This is a genomic window from Clostridium fessum (assembly GCF_003024715.1).
GTDB classification, from domain to species: domain Bacteria; phylum Bacillota; class Clostridia; order Lachnospirales; family Lachnospiraceae; genus Otoolea; species Otoolea fessa.
The window spans coordinates 1,020,511-1,036,565 of sequence record NZ_PYLO01000001.1 but is presented as its reverse complement, the minus strand read 5'-3'; the positions used below and the strand labels follow the sequence as shown (position 1 = coordinate 1,036,565).

The 16,055-nt window shown below is 49.4% G+C and carries 12 protein-coding genes; 11 read left to right on the top strand and 1 reads right to left on the bottom strand.

Features of this window, described 5'->3' with window-relative positions; translation table 11 throughout:
• Positions 1-456 precede the first annotated feature (456 nt).
• The 8 genes from pruA (at position 457) to C7U56_RS04790 (ending at position 10,655) form a co-directional block, all read left to right on the top strand.
• A complete protein-coding gene (gene pruA, locus C7U56_RS04825) occupies positions 457-2,082 on the top strand; it encodes an L-glutamate gamma-semialdehyde dehydrogenase (protein WP_107000349.1) in 1,626 nt (541 codons plus the stop codon).
• A gap of 661 nt (positions 2,083-2,743) precedes the next feature.
• The gene (locus C7U56_RS16195) at positions 2,744-4,132 is read left to right on the top strand and encodes a dihydrofolate reductase (protein WP_333493369.1); all 1,389 of its coding nucleotides are present in this window, start codon (positions 2,744-2,746) and stop codon (positions 4,130-4,132) included.
• A gap of 91 nt (positions 4,133-4,223) precedes the next feature.
• Entirely contained in the window at positions 4,224-5,114 is an 891-nt protein-coding gene (locus tag C7U56_RS04815) for a sulfide/dihydroorotate dehydrogenase-like FAD/NAD-binding protein (protein WP_022359686.1), read from the top strand.
• Positions 5,114-6,511 carry an NADPH-dependent glutamate synthase gene (gltA, locus tag C7U56_RS04810; protein ID WP_107000348.1) on the top strand — a complete coding sequence of 466 codons (1,398 nt, stop codon included), beginning with the start codon at positions 5,114-5,116 and terminating at the stop codon, positions 6,509-6,511. The genes C7U56_RS04815 and gltA overlap by 1 nt, the downstream gene beginning before the upstream one ends.
• 20 nt (positions 6,512-6,531) lie before the next feature.
• Positions 6,532-7,878, top strand: coding sequence for an MATE family efflux transporter (locus C7U56_RS04805; protein ID WP_333493370.1), 1,347 nt, complete (start codon positions 6,532-6,534; stop codon positions 7,876-7,878).
• 114 nt (positions 7,879-7,992) lie between these two features.
• On the top strand, positions 7,993-8,685 hold the full coding sequence (locus tag C7U56_RS04800; RefSeq protein WP_022359683.1) for an iron-sulfur cluster assembly scaffold protein: 693 nt from the start codon (positions 7,993-7,995) through the stop codon (positions 8,683-8,685).
• A 174-nt stretch (positions 8,686-8,859) separates the two neighbouring features.
• Positions 8,860-9,870 (top strand): GGGtGRT protein, encoded by a 1,011-nt coding sequence (locus C7U56_RS04795; RefSeq protein ID WP_107000346.1) that lies wholly within the window; start codon positions 8,860-8,862, stop codon positions 9,868-9,870.
• A 461-nt stretch (positions 9,871-10,331) separates the two neighbouring features.
• Complete coding sequence (locus tag C7U56_RS04790; protein WP_022359681.1) at positions 10,332-10,655, top strand: DUF3870 domain-containing protein; 324 nt, start codon at positions 10,332-10,334, stop codon at positions 10,653-10,655.
• A gap of 149 nt (positions 10,656-10,804) precedes the next feature.
• Here the strand turns inward: C7U56_RS04790 and C7U56_RS04785 are convergent, their stop codons facing one another.
• Positions 10,805-12,211 carry an amidophosphoribosyltransferase gene (locus tag C7U56_RS04785; protein ID WP_107000345.1) on the bottom strand — a complete coding sequence of 469 codons (1,407 nt, stop codon included), beginning with the start codon at positions 12,209-12,211 and terminating at the stop codon, positions 10,805-10,807.
• 444 nt (positions 12,212-12,655) lie between these two features.
• On the opposite strand from C7U56_RS04785, the gene C7U56_RS04780 reads away from it, so the two are divergent.
• The 3 genes from C7U56_RS04780 to recA all read left to right on the top strand — a co-directional run bounded on the left by C7U56_RS04780 (position 12,656) and on the right by recA (position 16,007).
• On the top strand, positions 12,656-13,606 hold the full coding sequence (locus C7U56_RS04780) for a polysaccharide deacetylase family protein (protein WP_107000344.1): 951 nt from the start codon (positions 12,656-12,658) through the stop codon (positions 13,604-13,606).
• 71 nt (positions 13,607-13,677) lie between these two features.
• A complete protein-coding gene (locus C7U56_RS04775) occupies positions 13,678-14,568 on the top strand; it encodes a S8 family peptidase (RefSeq protein ID WP_107000343.1) in 891 nt (296 codons plus the stop codon).
• Positions 14,569-14,930: 362 nt separating this feature from the next.
• Positions 14,931-16,007 carry a recombinase RecA gene (gene recA / locus C7U56_RS04770; protein WP_107000342.1) on the top strand — a complete coding sequence of 359 codons (1,077 nt, stop codon included), beginning with the start codon at positions 14,931-14,933 and terminating at the stop codon, positions 16,005-16,007.
• Positions 16,008-16,055: the final 48 nt, after the last annotated feature.

The following is a 16,055-nucleotide window of genomic DNA, read 5'->3' as shown; positions in this document are numbered from 1 at the left end:
ACAAAAACCATGTCCCGTAAACAAAGCATAAAAAAACATACAGAATTACAAGAATCGATAGTTACTGTTCCCGGGTGGACACTTTTGGAAGCAAAAGTGCCGTAAGAAAACGTGGTGGCAGCAGGAATTTACCGTATTTAAATGCGAAGCCACGGCAAATTCTGTTACTGGGCACGTATGCGTGAACAGTAAGATCGATAAAAATTACAATCCAAAACAGAATACAGGAAAAAGCAAAGATATTATGCGATATGCACAGAAAAACATAATGAAAATATGTATTTTTAAATATGAAATAGTATTGACATAAAATGAAAAACGTGCTAATATTTAGCCATAGAAATTCACTGATATGAAAATTGAAAAGAAAAAATTAGATTTTACGAAAATGAAGTGAGAAAAAATTTCATATCATAATCACGAATGAGACAAAATCTCAAAAAGGAGAGATGAGCAATGAGCAATGGATATTTCAAAGTAGAGATGCCGAAAAATGAGCCGGTAAAAGCATATCTTCCAGGAAGCCCGGAGAGAGCCAGCTTAAAGAAAGAGCTGGAGCGCCAGTCCGCACAGGTTGTTCAGGTTCCGATGATCATCGGTGGTAAGGAAGTTTGGACAGAGAGAAAGACCAAAGCAGTTATGCCGCATGACCATGCTCATGTAATCGCAGAAGCAGCTTCCGGCGGTGAGAAAGAGTTAAAGGATGCAATTGCAGCAGCTCTGGCAGCCAGAAAAGCATGGACCGAGATGCCGATGGAACACCGCGTATCTATCTTCTTAAAAGCAGCTGATTTAATCGCTGGTCCGATGAGAGATAAAGTAAATGCAGCTACCATGTTAGGACAGAGCAAGACCGCATATCAGGCTGAGATTGATACCTGCGAGCTGATTGATTTCCTTCGTTTCAACGTATACTACTTACAGCAGATTTATGACAGACAGCCGAACAACACACCGAATGTTTGGAACCGCATCGAGTACCGTCCGCTGGAAGGTTTCGTAACCGCGATTTCCCCATTCAACTTCACATCCATCGGTGCTAACCTTCCGACCGCTCCGGCGATCGCAGGTAACGTAGTTCTCTGGAAACCGGCTACCACAGCAGTTCTTTCCAACTACTATGTAATGCAGGCCCTGATGGCTGCAGGACTTCCGGCAGGTGTTATCAACTTCGTACCGAGCCGTGGTTCTGACATGAGCAAGTACGTATTAAGCGATCCGAACCTGGCAGGATTCCATTTCACAGGTTCTACCGAAGTGTTCAGCGGTGTTTACTCCTTAGTAGGCGAGAACATCAAGAAATACAAAACATATCCGCGTCTGGTTGGCGAGACTGGTGGAAAGGACTTCATCTTTGCTCACAATTCCGCAGACGTACCGGGTCTGGTAGCAGCTCTGACAAGAGCATCCTACGAGTATCAGGGACAGAAGTGCTCCGCAGCTTCCCGTGCATTTGTTCCGGCAAGCATCTGGCCGCAGGTTAAAGAGGGTATGCTGGCAGAGATTGAGAAGATTAAAATTGGCGATATAACCGATTTCACAAACCTGATGGGCGCTGTTATCGATGCATCTGCATTCAAGACCAACAAAGAGTACATCGACTATGCAAAAGCATCCGAGGATGCAGAAGTTATCTGCGGAGGATACGATGATTCCAAGGGATATTTCATATATCCGACCCTGATTGAGGCTAAGAAGCCAGATTTCAAGACTATGGTAGAGGAAATTTTTGGACCGGTTATGACCGTATATGTATATCCGGATGACAAACTGGATGAGACTCTGGCAAGCTGCGATACCGCAACGTCCTATGGTCTGTCCGGAGCAATCTTTGCAGATGACCGCGAAGCTATCGTTAAGATGGAAGATGCACTTAAAGGAACAGCCGGAAACTTCTACATCAACGACAAGCCGACCGGTGCAGTTATCGGCCAGCAGCCGTTCGGTGGTGCAAGAGCATCCGGAACCAACGACAAAGCCGGCAGCGAGATCAACATGTATCGCTGGTTAAGCCCGAGAACCATCAAAGAACTCAGAGTACCGTGCCTGGATGTAACATATCCGTACATGGTTGAGGCATAAGCAGTGCAAAGCAGGGCAGTAAGACAGGAACGTTGTGCTTGCACATAAGGAACTGTCTTGCTGGACTGATTTATAGGGCGCAGCCCGTCCAGCGAAGAAAAGCGCAGCTTTTTTGAGCTGGGGCACTGAGCACGCTGAAGCCACTGAGCATGCTGGGGTGCAGCTCTTCCCCATAATTTACTAAATTAAAACCAACCACCCAGAGGATCGGCGCTGATCCGGAATCTGTGTAACGAAACACACGATTTCATATCGGTGCCGATCCTTTTTATAATTTAGAAAATCTGTCCGAGTATCCCAGCCACACCCGCTCAGATATTGTTCCGTTTGTTTGGAATGAAATTGCGGCATTCTGTTATTAAAAATCCCATTATGTTACTGCTCACACATGTGTGCCCAGCAACGGGATTTTGCCGATGCTGCGCATTCCAAATCGGCAAAATCTGCTGCGAGAACTGTATCGTACAGAATTTTCAGTTCAGAAAATTCCTATTTGTGAACAGTTACCCTATTATTCCTTACATTCATCTGATTTGAACCAGTCCTTGTATTTTTCATAAAGATCCAGTAAAATCAAATACGAAATATGGATTTGAGGATTTGTTTTTGTTCAAATTTTCTCGGTTCGATTTTAAATTCAAACAAAAAGGATGAGAAAGCAATGACGGTGATCGATGTATCTGGCTGCGGAAGCGGTGCGGTGTTTTTGATAAAGGGAAAAGCCAATCTCCTGTTCGAGGCGGGGATGGCGTATGCTGCCGATCAGATGGTGGAAAATATAAAAAGAGAACTGGGCGATGCAGAGTTAGACGCGGTTCTTTTATCCCATTCCCATTATGATCATGTAGCGGGGCTTCCGGCGGTGCGGAAAGCATGGCCGGGGGTGAAAGCATATGCTTCCGAGCGCGCAAAAGAAATTTTAGTGAAACCGGGCGCTTTGAAGACGATCCGGCGTCTAAGCGGCGAGGCGGCAGAAGCGGCGGGGCTTCCATGGGATTCGGAATATGACGATGCAGATTTACAGATTGATGTATCGCTGGAGGACGGTGAGACGATCGAACTGGGCGACCATACGATCTACGCGTTTGCGACGATCGGCCACACGAAATGTTCCATGTCTTACCTGATTGACGATGAGTTGATGCTGTGCAGTGAAACGGTAGGCGTCATGGGGCATGATGGGAGTTATATGCCGTCGTTTCTGGTAGACTATAAGGCGGCAGAAGAATCCATCGAGTATTCATCGGAATTGGATGCAAAAGAGATTATTTTAAACCACTATGGCTTTGTCAGTGAAGCGGATAAGGCGACGATCTGGGATGTCCTGATGCAGAAGCTTCGTGACAGCCGTGATGCAATGATTGATATTATGAACCGGTTCCCGGAAGAAGAGACGGCGCTTCGGGAGATGGAGCGCGTGTTCCATTCTCATGTAGATAAGAAAGAACAGCCAGACGAGGCATTCTATATCAATGCGGCGAGCATGATGAAGACACTCAAAAGACAGTTTCCGGAACGGTTTCCGAGACATTTTCAGCTGATTGCGGCAGTGGATCGGAACTGGGGTATCGGCAATAAAGGGCAGATGCTGACGGTGATCCCGGTGGATCAGAAATTATTCCGGCAGGAAACGATGGGAAAAATCATCGTGATGGGCTATAAAACGTTTCTGACTTTCCCGGCTCAGCGACCGCTGGATGGCAGAATCAACCTGATTTTGACAAAAAAGAAGGCTCTGAGCGTAAAGGGGGCAGAGATCTGCCACAGTGTCGAGGAGGCGCTGGTGCGGATTGACGAGCTGAAACAGGAAAAACATCTGACAGATGTAGATGTCGTCATCATCGGCGGCGAGTCGATTTACCGGCAGTTCCTTCCGTTCTGCGACACAGCGCAGATCACCTGGATTGATTTTTCCTATGTGGCAGACACACATATGGTTGATCTGGAGAAAGAAGGCTGGGAACTGGTAAGACGAAGCGGCGAGCAGACATTTTTCAATTTGTGCTATGAATTCAGGGAATATCGGAAGCTGGAAAAGGAATCGCTCTAAGGTTGTCAAAAATAGGACAAAGTGGTAAAATAATTGAGAATTCTGAAAAGTCAAACAATAAAATGTTCATATAACTGTAAGGAGGAATAGAATGTACCCGATTTTAAAAGCTGAAAAACTGGCAGATAAGATTTATCTGATGGTTGTAGAAGCACCGCGTGTAGCGCGTGCATGTGAGCCGGGCGAATTTGTCATCGTCAAGATGGGCGAAGAGGGCGAGAGAATCCCGCTGACTATTTGTGATTTTGATCGTCAGGCAGGAACGATCACGATCGTATTCCAGACCGTGGGAGCTTCTACCGAGAAGATGAGCACCCTCAAGGCTGGGGATGCATTCCATGATTTCGTAGGACCGCTTGGAAATCCGTCCGAGTTTATCCATGAGGATGTAGAAGAGCTGAAAAAGAAGAAATACCTCTTCGTAGCCGGCGGTGTCGGTGCGGCTCCGGTTTATCCGCAGGTAAAATGGATGCATGAGCACGGCATTGATGTAGATGTTATCGTAGGTTCTAAGACCAAAGATCTGCTGATCCTGACCGAGGAGATGGAGAAGGCAGCCGGAAACCTTTACATCACAACCGATGATGGCAGCTTTGGCATTAAAGGTATGGTTACAGGTGTCATCGAGGATTTAGTTGAAAAACAGGGACGCAAGTACGATGTCTGTGTTGCAATCGGACCGATGATCATGATGAAATTTGTCTGCCTGCTGACGAAAAAACTGGAGATTCCGACGATTGTCAGCCTGAACCCGATCATGGTAGATGGAACCGGTATGTGTGGTGCCTGTCGTGTCACCGTAGGCGACCAGGTCAAATTTGCCTGCGTAGACGGACCGGAGTTTGATGGACATCTTGTTAATTTTGACGAGGCGATGGAACGTCAGAGAATTTATAAGACTCAGGAAGGCAGAGCGATGCTGCGCTTGAAAGAGGGCGATACTCATCACGGCGGATGCGGACAGTGCGGAGGTGACAAATAATGGAAGCAAAGAGAGATATGATGAAAAAGGTGCCGGTCAGAGAGCAGGATCCGAAGGTACGTGCGACTAATTTTAAAGAGGTATGTCTCGGCTATAATATGGAAGAAGCAGTTGCGGAGTCTGAGAGATGTCTGAACTGTAAAAATGCAAAATGTATCGCTGGATGCCCGGTTTCCATCAATATTCCGGCGTTTATCCAGGAAGTAAAAGCGGGAAATATTGAGGAGGCAGCGAAAGTCATCGCACTTTCTTCGGCACTTCCGGCAGTCTGTGGACGTGTCTGCCCACAGGAATCCCAGTGTGAGGGACAGTGTGTGCGCGGTATCAAGGGCGAGGCGGTTTCCATTGGTAAACTTGAGCGCTTCGTGGCAGACTGGTCCCGTGAGCATGGTTTTGTACCGGCAGCGCCGGAGAAGACAAACGGAAAGAAAGTAGCAGTCATCGGTTCCGGTCCTGCAGGTCTGACCTGTGCAGGCGATCTGGCAAAACTGGGCTATGAAGTAACCATTTTCGAGGCACTTCATGAGCCGGGCGGAGTATTGACCTACGGCATTCCGGAGTTCCGTCTTCCGAAGGACGGCGTTGTACAGCCGGAGATCGAGAATGTCCGCAAGCTGGGCGTTAAGATTGAGACAAACGTAGTTATCGGAAAATCTATCACAATCGACGAACTGATGGATGAAGAAGGTTTCCAGGCAGTATTCATCGGTTCTGGCGCCGGACTTCCGAAGTTCATGGGTATTCCGGGTGAAAATGCCAACGGCGTATTTTCTGCGAATGAGTACCTGACCAGAAATAACCTGATGAAGGCATTCCGCGATGATTATGACACACCGATCATGGAATCAAAGAAGGTAGTCGTAGTCGGCGGCGGAAACGTAGCGATGGATGCGGCAAGAACGGCTCTTCGTCTCGGTGCAGAAGTTCATATTGTATATAGAAGAAGTGAGAAAGAGCTTCCGGCACGTGTGGAGGAAGTACATCACGCAAAAGAGGAGGGCATCCATTTTGACCTTCTGACCAACCCGGTTGAGATTCTCGAGGATGAGAACGGATGGGTCAAAGGCATCGTATGCCGCCGTATGGAGCTTGGCGAGCCGGATGAATCTGGAAGAAGACGTCCGGTTGAGGTGGTCGGTTCTGATTTCACGATCGATGCAGATACTGTTATCATGGCGCTGGGTACTTCCCCGAACCCGCTGATTTCCAATACGACCAAAGGTCTGGAGATCAACCGCTGGAGATGTATCGTGGCGGATGAGAGCAATGGAAAGACAACGAAAGAGGGCGTTTACGCCGGAGGCGACGCAGTGACTGGCGCGGCTACGGTTATTCTCGCGATGGAAGCCGGACGAGCAGGTGCAAGAGGCATCGACGAGTATCTTTCTGCAAAATAATGAAATCTCATCATGTAGATTTGCTGAATGAAGCAATCGCCCCGGCACTGACCCGGCTGGCGCTTCCGATCATGGCGACCTCTCTGGTTCAGATGCTTTACAATCTGACTGATATGGCGTGGATCGGACGCCTCGGGGCAGGTGCTGTCACGGCGGTGGGATCGGCAGGTATGTATACCTGGTTTTCCCAGGGATTTGCGATTTTGGCGAGAACGGGCGGTCAGGTAAAGACCGCCCATTGTCTTGGTGCGGGAGAAAATGACAGTGCGGCGCAGTATGCGAGAGGTGCGCTGCAGCTGGGGATTTTGTTTGCCGTGCTGTATGGGCTGGTTTCGCTCTTTGGAGCCAGTCGGTTAATTGGATTTTTTAAATTAAACAGCCCGGAGGTGATTGCACAGGCAGAATGGTATGTGCGGATCGCCTGTGGGCTTGTGATCTTTTCTTATCTAAATGCGATCTTGACCGGACTTTTGACGGCGGCGGGAAACAGCCGGACTCCGTTTATCGTCAACGTGGCGGGGCTTGTATTCAATGTTGTACTGGATCCAGTGCTGATCTTTGGAATCGGACCATTTCCGGAACTGGGAGTCAGCGGAGCAGCGGCTGCGACGGTCACGGCACAGGCGCTCGTAAGCCTCCTGTTTTTCAAGGCAGTCCTGCGGGAAAAGGTGCTGTTTCCGCATCTGCGTCTCTGGGTGCTGGTTCCAGTGAAGGTTTGGAGGGAGATCGTGCGGATCGGTGTGCCGTCGGCGGTGCAGAACCTGATTTACGCAGGAATTTCGATGATTCTGACCCGCCTTATCACCGGATGGGGTGATCTGGCAGTGGCGGCACAGCGTGTTGGCAGTCAGATTGAATCCGTTTCCTGGATGGTCGGAGATGGCTTTTCGGCGGCAGTCAATGCATTCCTCGGACAGAATTATGGGGCGAAGCGGTATGACCGTGTGCGCCGCGGCTATTTCTGTGCGATCGCGATGACGGCGGCGTGGGGACTCTGCACGACATTTTTGCTGATCGGAATGGCGCGTCCGCTGTTCTCGATCTTTTTGCAGGAAGAAGAGGTCATGGCGCTCGGCGTCAATTACCTGCGGATCGTGGGACTGAGCCAGATGTTTATGATGGTGGAACAGACCTCGATCGGTGCGTTTTCCGGTCTGGGGCGGACGCTGTATCCGTCGATCGTCAGCGTGACCTTTACCTCCGCGCGCATCCCAGTGGCGGTGTTGTTGTCCTCTGTGATGGGACTTAGCGGTATCTGGTGGGCGTTAAGTATTTCCAGCATGGTAAAGGGATGTATTCTGTTCGTTAGTTTTGTCGTGTTTTTGTATGTTTTTTTGGAGAGAAAGAAGATTGAGAAAACCGTCTGAAAAGTTACAAAAAACCTATGGACGAATTGAGAATTTCGTGAGATAATAGGGACAGGATTGATGTGATAAAATTAACAAAGTACAAAATCCAATCATTTCGAAAGGAGTCTTACAATGATTTATTCACAAGAAGTAGAAAATATGTGTCCAGTAGCCCAGGGCGTAAATCACGGCGCTGCTCCGATCCCGGAGGAAGCAAAGTGGGTTAAGTCCAAAGAAGTAAAGGATATTTCCGGTTTAACACACGGTGTTGGCTGGTGTGCGCCGCAGCAGGGTGCTTGTAAGCTGACCCTGAATGTTAAGGAAGGTATCATTCAGGAGGCTCTGGTAGAGACGATCGGATGTTCTGGTATGACACATTCTGCAGCGATGGCAGCAGAGATTCTTCCGGGAAGAACCGTACTGGAAGCATTAAATACAGACCTTGTCTGTGATGCAATCAACACCGCCATGCGTGAGCTGTTCCTCCAGATCGCATATGGCAGAACGCAGAGTGCGTTTTCTGAAGAGGGGCTTCCGATTGGTGCCGGCCTTGAAGACCTTGGAAAAGGACTCCGCTCTCAGGTAGGTACGATGTACGGAACTCTGAAAAAAGGTCCGCGTTACCTTGAGATGGCAGAAGGCTATGTAACAGGAATTGCACTGGATGAAGAAGATCAGATCATTGGTTACCAGTTTGTAAACTTAGGTAAGATGACCGACTTCATCAAGAAGGGCGACGATCCGACCACTGCATATGAGAAGGCAAAAGGTCAGTACGGCCGTGTAGACGATGCAGTTAAGATTATCGATCCGAGACAGGAATAATTGTTATTGTACATAGATAGGAATTTTCTGAACTGAAAATTCCGTACGATACATTTCTGACATCGGAGTTTGCCGATTTGGAATGCGAAGCATCGGCAAAATCGCGTTGCTGGGCACGTATGCGTGAACAGTAACAAATAATCACAGGGTACATAGTTAAGGAGGAACATCACAATGGCATTATTTGAATCATACGAGAGACGAATTGACAAGATCAATTCCGTATTAAATAGCTATGGCATTGCTTCGATCGAAGAAGCTGAGAAGATCACGAAGGATGCCGGACTGGATGTATACGATCAGGTAAAGAAGATCCAGCCAATCTGTTTTGAAAATGCGTGCTGGGCTTACACGGTAGGCGCGGCAATCGCAATCAAGAAAGGCTGCCGCAGAGCTGCCGATGCGGCGGCAGCGATCGGCGAGGGACTGCAGGCATTCTGTATTCCGGGTTCCGTAGCAGATCAGCGTAAAGTAGGTCTGGGACATGGAAACTTAGGTAAGATGCTTCTGGAAGAAGAGACCGACTGCTTCTGCTTCCTGGCAGGTCATGAGTCCTTTGCAGCCGCAGAGGGTGCGATCGGTATCGCAGAGAAAGCAAACAAAGTCCGTAAAAAACCGCTTCGCGTTATCTTAAACGGTCTTGGCAAAGATGCGGCTCAGATCATTTCCCGTATCAACGGCTTTACATATGTAGAGACAGAGATGGATTATTACACAGGCGAAGTGAAAGAACTGTGGAGAAAATCTTACTCCAAGGGACTTCGTGCGAAAGTAAACTGTTATGGTGCAAATGACGTTACCGAGGGTGTAGCGATCATGTGGAAAGAGGGCGTAGACGTTTCCATCACCGGTAACTCCACCAACCCGACCCGTTTCCAGCATCCGGTAGCAGGTACATATAAGAAGGAATGCGTAGAGAAAGGCAAGAAATACTTCTCCGTAGCATCCGGCGGCGGTACGGGACGTACCCTTCACCCGGATAACATGGCAGCAGGTCCGGCTTCTTACGGTATGACTGATACCATGGGACGTATGCACTCCGATGCACAGTTCGCAGGATCTTCCTCCGTACCGGCTCACGTAGAGATGATGGGTCTGATCGGTATGGGTAATAACCCGATGGTTGGCGCTACTGTGGCGGTTGCAGTTTCGATTGAGGAAGCAGCTACAGCTGGAAAATTCTAAAAAATATTGATTTTTCAAGGGTTTTAAGGGTGGTTAGATGTGGTAAAAAGCAGTAAAAAGTACATCATTTGTTAATTACTTGTTAACTATTTGTTAACCATACTTGTTAACCTAAGAAGAGTGGGAAAAGGGGTCGATTTCGATCCCTTTTCTCGTGAGAGCGTTTGGTTCCTTTTATGATGTATTGTAATCCTAGTTACTGTTCACGGGTAGGCACTTTTGGAACCGAAAGTGCCGTAAGAAAACGTGGTGGCAGCAGGAATTTGCCGTATTTAAATGCGAAGCCACGGCAAATTCCGTTACTGGGCACGTATGCGTGAACAGTAACTAATCCTACATATTTTATATGGTTCCGAGGAAGCGTAGCTTGTACCTTTCCTAAGAACATGGTATCATAAAACCAGTATATGGATGAAACTGCTTTTATCAGGGCAGTTTCGAAGAAAAGGGGAAACGATATAATGTATAAGGATGATACGATTCTGGTTGTAGGTCAGGCGAAACCGAGCAAGGAGGACGCGATTTACAGCCTGCACGGCGAGTTTTATGTGAGTTTTGTAGTAGAACGGGCGACGGGAAAGATTCTTGATCTGGAGTGCAATACGATTTTGTCGGTGACGCGCAATTTTGTTGTGTCGATGCTGCTTGGAAAGAGTTTGAAAACGGATTTGGACGAGATGCAGCAGAGTATCCGGGAAAGGTATTTTGCACTGACTCAGAAGCCGCTCATTGCCTGTCTGAAGGACGCACATAACCGTTATATGATGGTGACAGGGCAGAAGTGATGTGGGTATTGGCGGTGTGCTTGTATAAACTATAAAGGCACGGTGCTGATAAAACGATTGGCAGAGAATTAACAGAATAAAGATGGCAGCTCATCAGCAGAAATTGATGGGCTGCCATTTTGGTTATCATAGAAACGTATTCTACAACATTATTCTTTTCCGTTCCAGCAATACGTACACAGCTTGCACGGTTCCAGACCAATCGACTCGATTAAATCGTCGAGGCGGTGGAACTGCAGGGAGGTAAAGTTTAAGCGTTTACGGATTTCTTCGACCATTTCCTTATAATTCTGGCTGTCTGGGTTTGCATAATCATCCAGAAGCTCCGGGGAAACATTGTCGCCCTCACGGTCGCGGATGATGCGGCGTGTGATGAGGTCCAGCTCGGAATTGGAGCGGGAGAAGTTCAGATATTTACATCCAAACAGCAGCGGCGGACAAGCCGGACGGATATGTACTGCTTTGGCACCGCTCTGATACAGAAATTCGGTTGTTTCGCCGAGCTGGGTGCCGCGGACGATGGAATCGTCGATTAAGAGCAGACTCTTGTCGCGGATCAGGGCGTCTACCGGGATCAGCTTCATACGTGCGATCAGGTTTCTCTGGCTCTGGGTGGTCGGCATGAAGGAACGTGGCCAGGTTGGGGTATATTTAATGAATGGACGGGCAAATGGAATGCCGGATTCATTGGCGTAGCCGACTGCATGCGCGATACCGGAATCTGGGATTCCGGCTACCAGATCGGCGTCGGACTGATCGCGTTTGGCAAGCATACGACCGCAGTGGTACCGCATTTCCTCGACGTTGATTCCTTCGTAGCAGGAGGTCGGATAACCGTAGTAAACCCACAAGAAAGAACAGATTTTCATTTCCTTGCGAGCCGGGCTGAGTACCTCTACGCCGTCGGCGTTCATGCGGACGATCTCGCCCGGTCCCAGTTCTTTGTAGTCCGTGTATCCAAGGTTGATGTATGCAAAGCTTTCAAAGGAAACACAGAACGCACCATCTTTGCGTCCGATGATCGCCGGGGTACGTCCGAGGCGGTCACGGGAGATATAGATGCCCTCCGGGGTCAGCAGGAGAATGGTCATGGAACCCTTGATTTTTTCCTGTGCCAGTTTCAGACCTTCAACAAGGGAATCTGCCTGACTGATGATGGCGCCGACCAGCTCGGTTGCATTGATCTTGCCGCCGCTCATTTCCATGAAATGAATATGCCCTTTCTTAAATGCTTCCTGAATCAGCTCTTTTTCATTATTGATCTTGCCGACTGTGGTGATGGCATAGCTTCCTAAGTGCGACTGAATTAACAGAGGCTGCGGTTCCATATCTGAGATACAGCCGATGCCCATGTTACCCTGCATTTCATCGACATCGTGCTCGAATTTTGTACGGAACGGGGAATTCTCGATATTGTGGATAGAACGGCTGAAACCGTTTTCTCCATAAACCGCCATACCACCGCGTCGTGTTCCCAGATGGGAATGATAGTCCGTACCAAAAAAAAGATCCAGTGTACAGTTTGTTTTTGATGTGACACCAAAAAATCCGCCCATTTGTTACTTCCTTTCAACTCTTTTGTCAATAAACTCCATGTGTTACGTTGCACGCGTTGTGATGCGTAACGACATCATTTTTATCATAGCATATATTAGGTGTATTACACAATATGAAATATTTATTAAAAATACTTATGAATATTCTTTGGAACTGTTTACAGGCACATTTGGGATCGAAAGCGTCATAAGAGAACGTGGCGGCAGCAGGAATTTGCCGTATTTAATTGCGAAGCCACGGCAAATTCCGTTACCGGGCACGTATGCGTGAACACTAACCTTGTCAGAAAAATGTAAGAAGTAAAATGGGACGAAGTGTTCTTAATAAAGAAAGAGTGTGATATAATAAAACCATTGTACGTGAGTATGTCACATGGTCGGCTGTTCCGGATTGCATCGGAATGGCAGAAGAAAAAGAAAACGATTTGGAGGGTTTGGAGCGGTATGAGAAAAACATGGAAAATGAGAGCAGCAGCACTGTTACTTACGGCGGTCTGTACGGTAGGGGCGTCGTTTGCGGCGTATGCGGATGATGTGCCGTCCGGACCGGCATCGGATATGGAGCTGATTCAGAGGCGGGAGCAGGCGTCCGGTTCCCAGAATGAGGCGGGGGATGCACAGACGGCTGCTGGCAGCGAGAATCATGCTGGCGCAGCGGAAGGACAGCAGACAACAGAGAACCAGGAGACAGGAAATAACGGACAGACTGCTTCTGAGACACAGGGAACGGAGCAGGGGGACAGCCAGGTTCCGGATGGAATGGTAGCCAGCGGCGGTCGTTATATCGATCCGAATGCACCGATGGTGGCACTGACCTTTGATGATGGTCCGTATGCCCCGGTTGGAAACCGCATCATGGATTGCGCGGAACAGTACGGCGGCCGTGTGACCTTTTATGTGGTCGGAAACCGTGTGAATTCCTATAAGAGTGAGATTCAGCGGATGTATGCCAATGGGCATGAGATTGGAAATCACACGCAGGATCACAAGTATCTCCAGAAGTTAGGCGCACAGGAGATTCGTCAGCAGGTGGAGGCCTGCAATCAGGCGGTTGCCGCGATCACAGGCGAGGCACCGAAAACAGTCCGTCTTCCGGGCGGTGGAAAAAACAGCACTGTGCTTGCCAATATCAGCCAGCCGATCGTACTCTGGAATGTGGATACGCTGGACTGGAAGACGCGCAATGCGGCTTCGTCGGTGCAGACCGTGTTAAACCAGGTAAAAGATGGCTCGGTGGTTCTGATGCATGAGCTTTACAATGCTTCCGGTGACGCGGCAGTCACGATCATTCCGGCGCTTGTGGAGCGCGGCTATCAGCTGGTGACGGTCAGTGAGCTGGCGCAGTTCCGCGGTGGACTGGCAGGCGGAACCGTCTATTACAGCTTCCACAAATAAGAGGCTGCATTCACATACGGCGAAAGCCCCCATATTCTAACAGTAAGGGAAGAATATGGGGGCTTTTTCCTGTGAACCGGGCGAGAGAATGGATTCATTGCAATGAGGCGTACAGACGAGGACTGACAGGAAAAGGCGTCGGGGTGGCGATCCTGGACACAGGGGTATTTCTGCATCCGGATTTGGAAAATTGCGTTTACGGATTTCGGGATTTCCTTAAGAAAAAACAGCAGCCGTATGATGACAATGGGCATGGAACGCATGTGGCAGGGATGATTGCCGGCAGCGGCACGGCGTCGGCGGGACGCTATCAGGGTGTGGCGCCGGGGGCGCAGCTGGTCTGCCTGAAAGTGCTGGATCAGAGGGGAAATGGGTATGTATCGGATGTGCTGGCAGGGCTTCGCTGGGTGCGCCAGAATGGCAGCCAGTACGGGATCCGGATTATCAATATATCGGTTGGCTCCTTTACACCGAAGGGAATGAGCGAAGATTCGGCGCTGGTGCGCGGTGTCGATGCGGCGTGGGATGCCGGGTATGTGGTCGTGGTGGCAGCGGGAAATAATGGTCCAGCCGCGCACACGATCACAACGCCGGGGATCAGCCGGAAGGTCATCACGGTGGGATGTGCGGATGATGACCGGGAGGTAGAGGTGGCAGGCAACCGGATGGTGGACTATTCGGGGCGGGGGCCGACGGACGCCTGCATCTGCAAGCCGGACATTGTGGCGCCTGGATCACGGATTGTGAGCTGTAACCTGCGGCGGAACGGGTACCGTTTTAAAAGCGGGACGTCCATGTCTACGCCGCTTGTCGCGGGGGCGGCGGCGCTTCTGCTGGAGCAGAACCCGGACATGACGAACCGGGATGTGAAGCTTCGCTTTAAAGAGCGGGCAGTGGATCTGGAGCTGCCGCGCAACCAACAGGGCTGGGGGGCGCTGGATATCGGGCGGCTGTTAGAGTAGAAGCGGGGCGGTGCCATATGACGTGTACAGGCAGGCATTTTTGCAACGGAAGGTTTTGTGTGAACAGTAATGGTGGCAGCGTAACTGTATCGTACGGAATTTTCTGAACTGAAAATTCCGTATGATACAGTTCTGGCAGCAGCTTTTCTCGTCAAAATAATAGACAGAACCAGCCGGAAAATGATATAATTGTAGATACTTTGAATCGCAGAATCAGGTTATAGATCCGGCAGCATCCTGCAGTGCGTCCGGGGGAAAACCAAAAGAAAACAGTTGACATTTACAGCCGGATCCGCTATGATAGAACTAAATTTAGAACATTTGTTCGTGATTGGCCGCGGAGCGGCGTTTTGGAGGGAAAGATGAATAAAGAAGACAAGCTGAAAGCATTGGATGCTGCGTTGACACAGATTGAGAAAGCATACGGAAAAGGCTCAGTGATGAAGCTGGGTGATTCTGGTGCGAATATGAATATAGAGACGATTCCGACCGGCTCCCTGAGCCTGGATATTGCACTGGGACTGGGCGGTGTTCCGAAGGGACGAATCATCGAGGTATACGGACCTGAGTCCAGTGGTAAGACGACGGTTGCCCTGCATATGGTGGCAGAAGTACAGAAGAGAGGCGGTATCGCTGGATTTATCGATGCAGAGCACGCACTCGATCCGGCATATGCGAAGAAGATCGGTGTTGATATCGATAATCTGTATATCTCCCAGCCGGACAACGGCGAGCAGGCGCTTGAGATTACCGAGACGATGGTGCGCTCCGGTGCGATCGATATCGTGATTGTGGACTCGGTTGCCGCACTGGTTCCGAAAGCAGAGATTGACGGCGAGATGGGTGATTCCCACGTAGGTCTGCAGGCACGTCTGATGTCGCAGGCACTCAGAAAGCTGACCGCAGCAATCAGCCGTTCAAATTGTATCGTTATCTTTATCAACCAGCTGCGTGAGAAGGTTGGTATCATGTTCGGAAACCCGGAGGTTACGACCGGTGGACGGGCACTCAAGTTCTATTCTTCTGTCCGCATGGATGTCCGCCGAATTGAGTCTCTGAAGCAGGGTGGCGAAGTGATTGGAAACCGTGTCCGCATCAAGGTTGTGAAGAACAAGATTGCTCCGCCATTCCGTGAGGCAGAGTTTGATATCATGTTCGGAAAAGGTATTTCCCGTGAGGGCGATATCCTGGATCTGGCGGCGAAGGAGAACATCGTGGAGAAGAGCGGCGCTTGGTATGCTTATGAGGGCAGCAAGATCGGTCAGGGACGCGAGAACGCGAAGAATTTCCTGGCAGCAAATCCGGAAATCTGCCTTGAGATTGAGAACAAGGTACGTGTCAAATACGGACTTTCCGAAGACACGATGGTGCCGGAGGCGTCCAAGGAAGCACCGACGGAGCTTCCGCCGGTAGGAGTGGACGCAGAGGACGAAAAATAGAGCAAAATCCTGTTACAGGGTACATATGTGTGAACAGTGACAGGAAAA

What these genes read in the sequence shown, in the direction of transcription:
- pruA (WP_107000349.1), top strand. Translation starts at nt 457, where the DNA reads ATGAGCAATGGATATTTCAAAGTAGAGATGCCGAAAAATGAGCCGGTA.
- C7U56_RS16195 (WP_333493369.1), top strand. Translation starts at nt 2,744, where the DNA reads ATGACGGTGATCGATGTATCTGGCTGCGGAAGCGGTGCGGTGTTTTTG.
- C7U56_RS04815 (WP_022359686.1), top strand. Translation starts at nt 4,224, where the DNA reads ATGTACCCGATTTTAAAAGCTGAAAAACTGGCAGATAAGATTTATCTG.
- gltA (WP_107000348.1), top strand. Translation starts at nt 5,114, where the DNA reads ATGGAAGCAAAGAGAGATATGATGAAAAAGGTGCCGGTCAGAGAGCAG.
- C7U56_RS04800 (WP_022359683.1), top strand. Translation starts at nt 7,993, where the DNA reads ATGATTTATTCACAAGAAGTAGAAAATATGTGTCCAGTAGCCCAGGGC.
- C7U56_RS04795 (WP_107000346.1), top strand. Translation starts at nt 8,860, where the DNA reads ATGGCATTATTTGAATCATACGAGAGACGAATTGACAAGATCAATTCC.
- C7U56_RS04790 (WP_022359681.1), top strand. Translation starts at nt 10,332, where the DNA reads ATGTATAAGGATGATACGATTCTGGTTGTAGGTCAGGCGAAACCGAGC.
- C7U56_RS04785 (WP_107000345.1), bottom strand. Translation starts at nt 12,211, where the DNA reads ATGGGCGGATTTTTTGGTGTCACATCAAAAACAAACTGTACACTGGAT.
- C7U56_RS04780 (WP_107000344.1), top strand. Translation starts at nt 12,656, where the DNA reads ATGAGAAAAACATGGAAAATGAGAGCAGCAGCACTGTTACTTACGGCG.
- recA (WP_107000342.1), top strand. Translation starts at nt 14,931, where the DNA reads ATGAATAAAGAAGACAAGCTGAAAGCATTGGATGCTGCGTTGACACAG.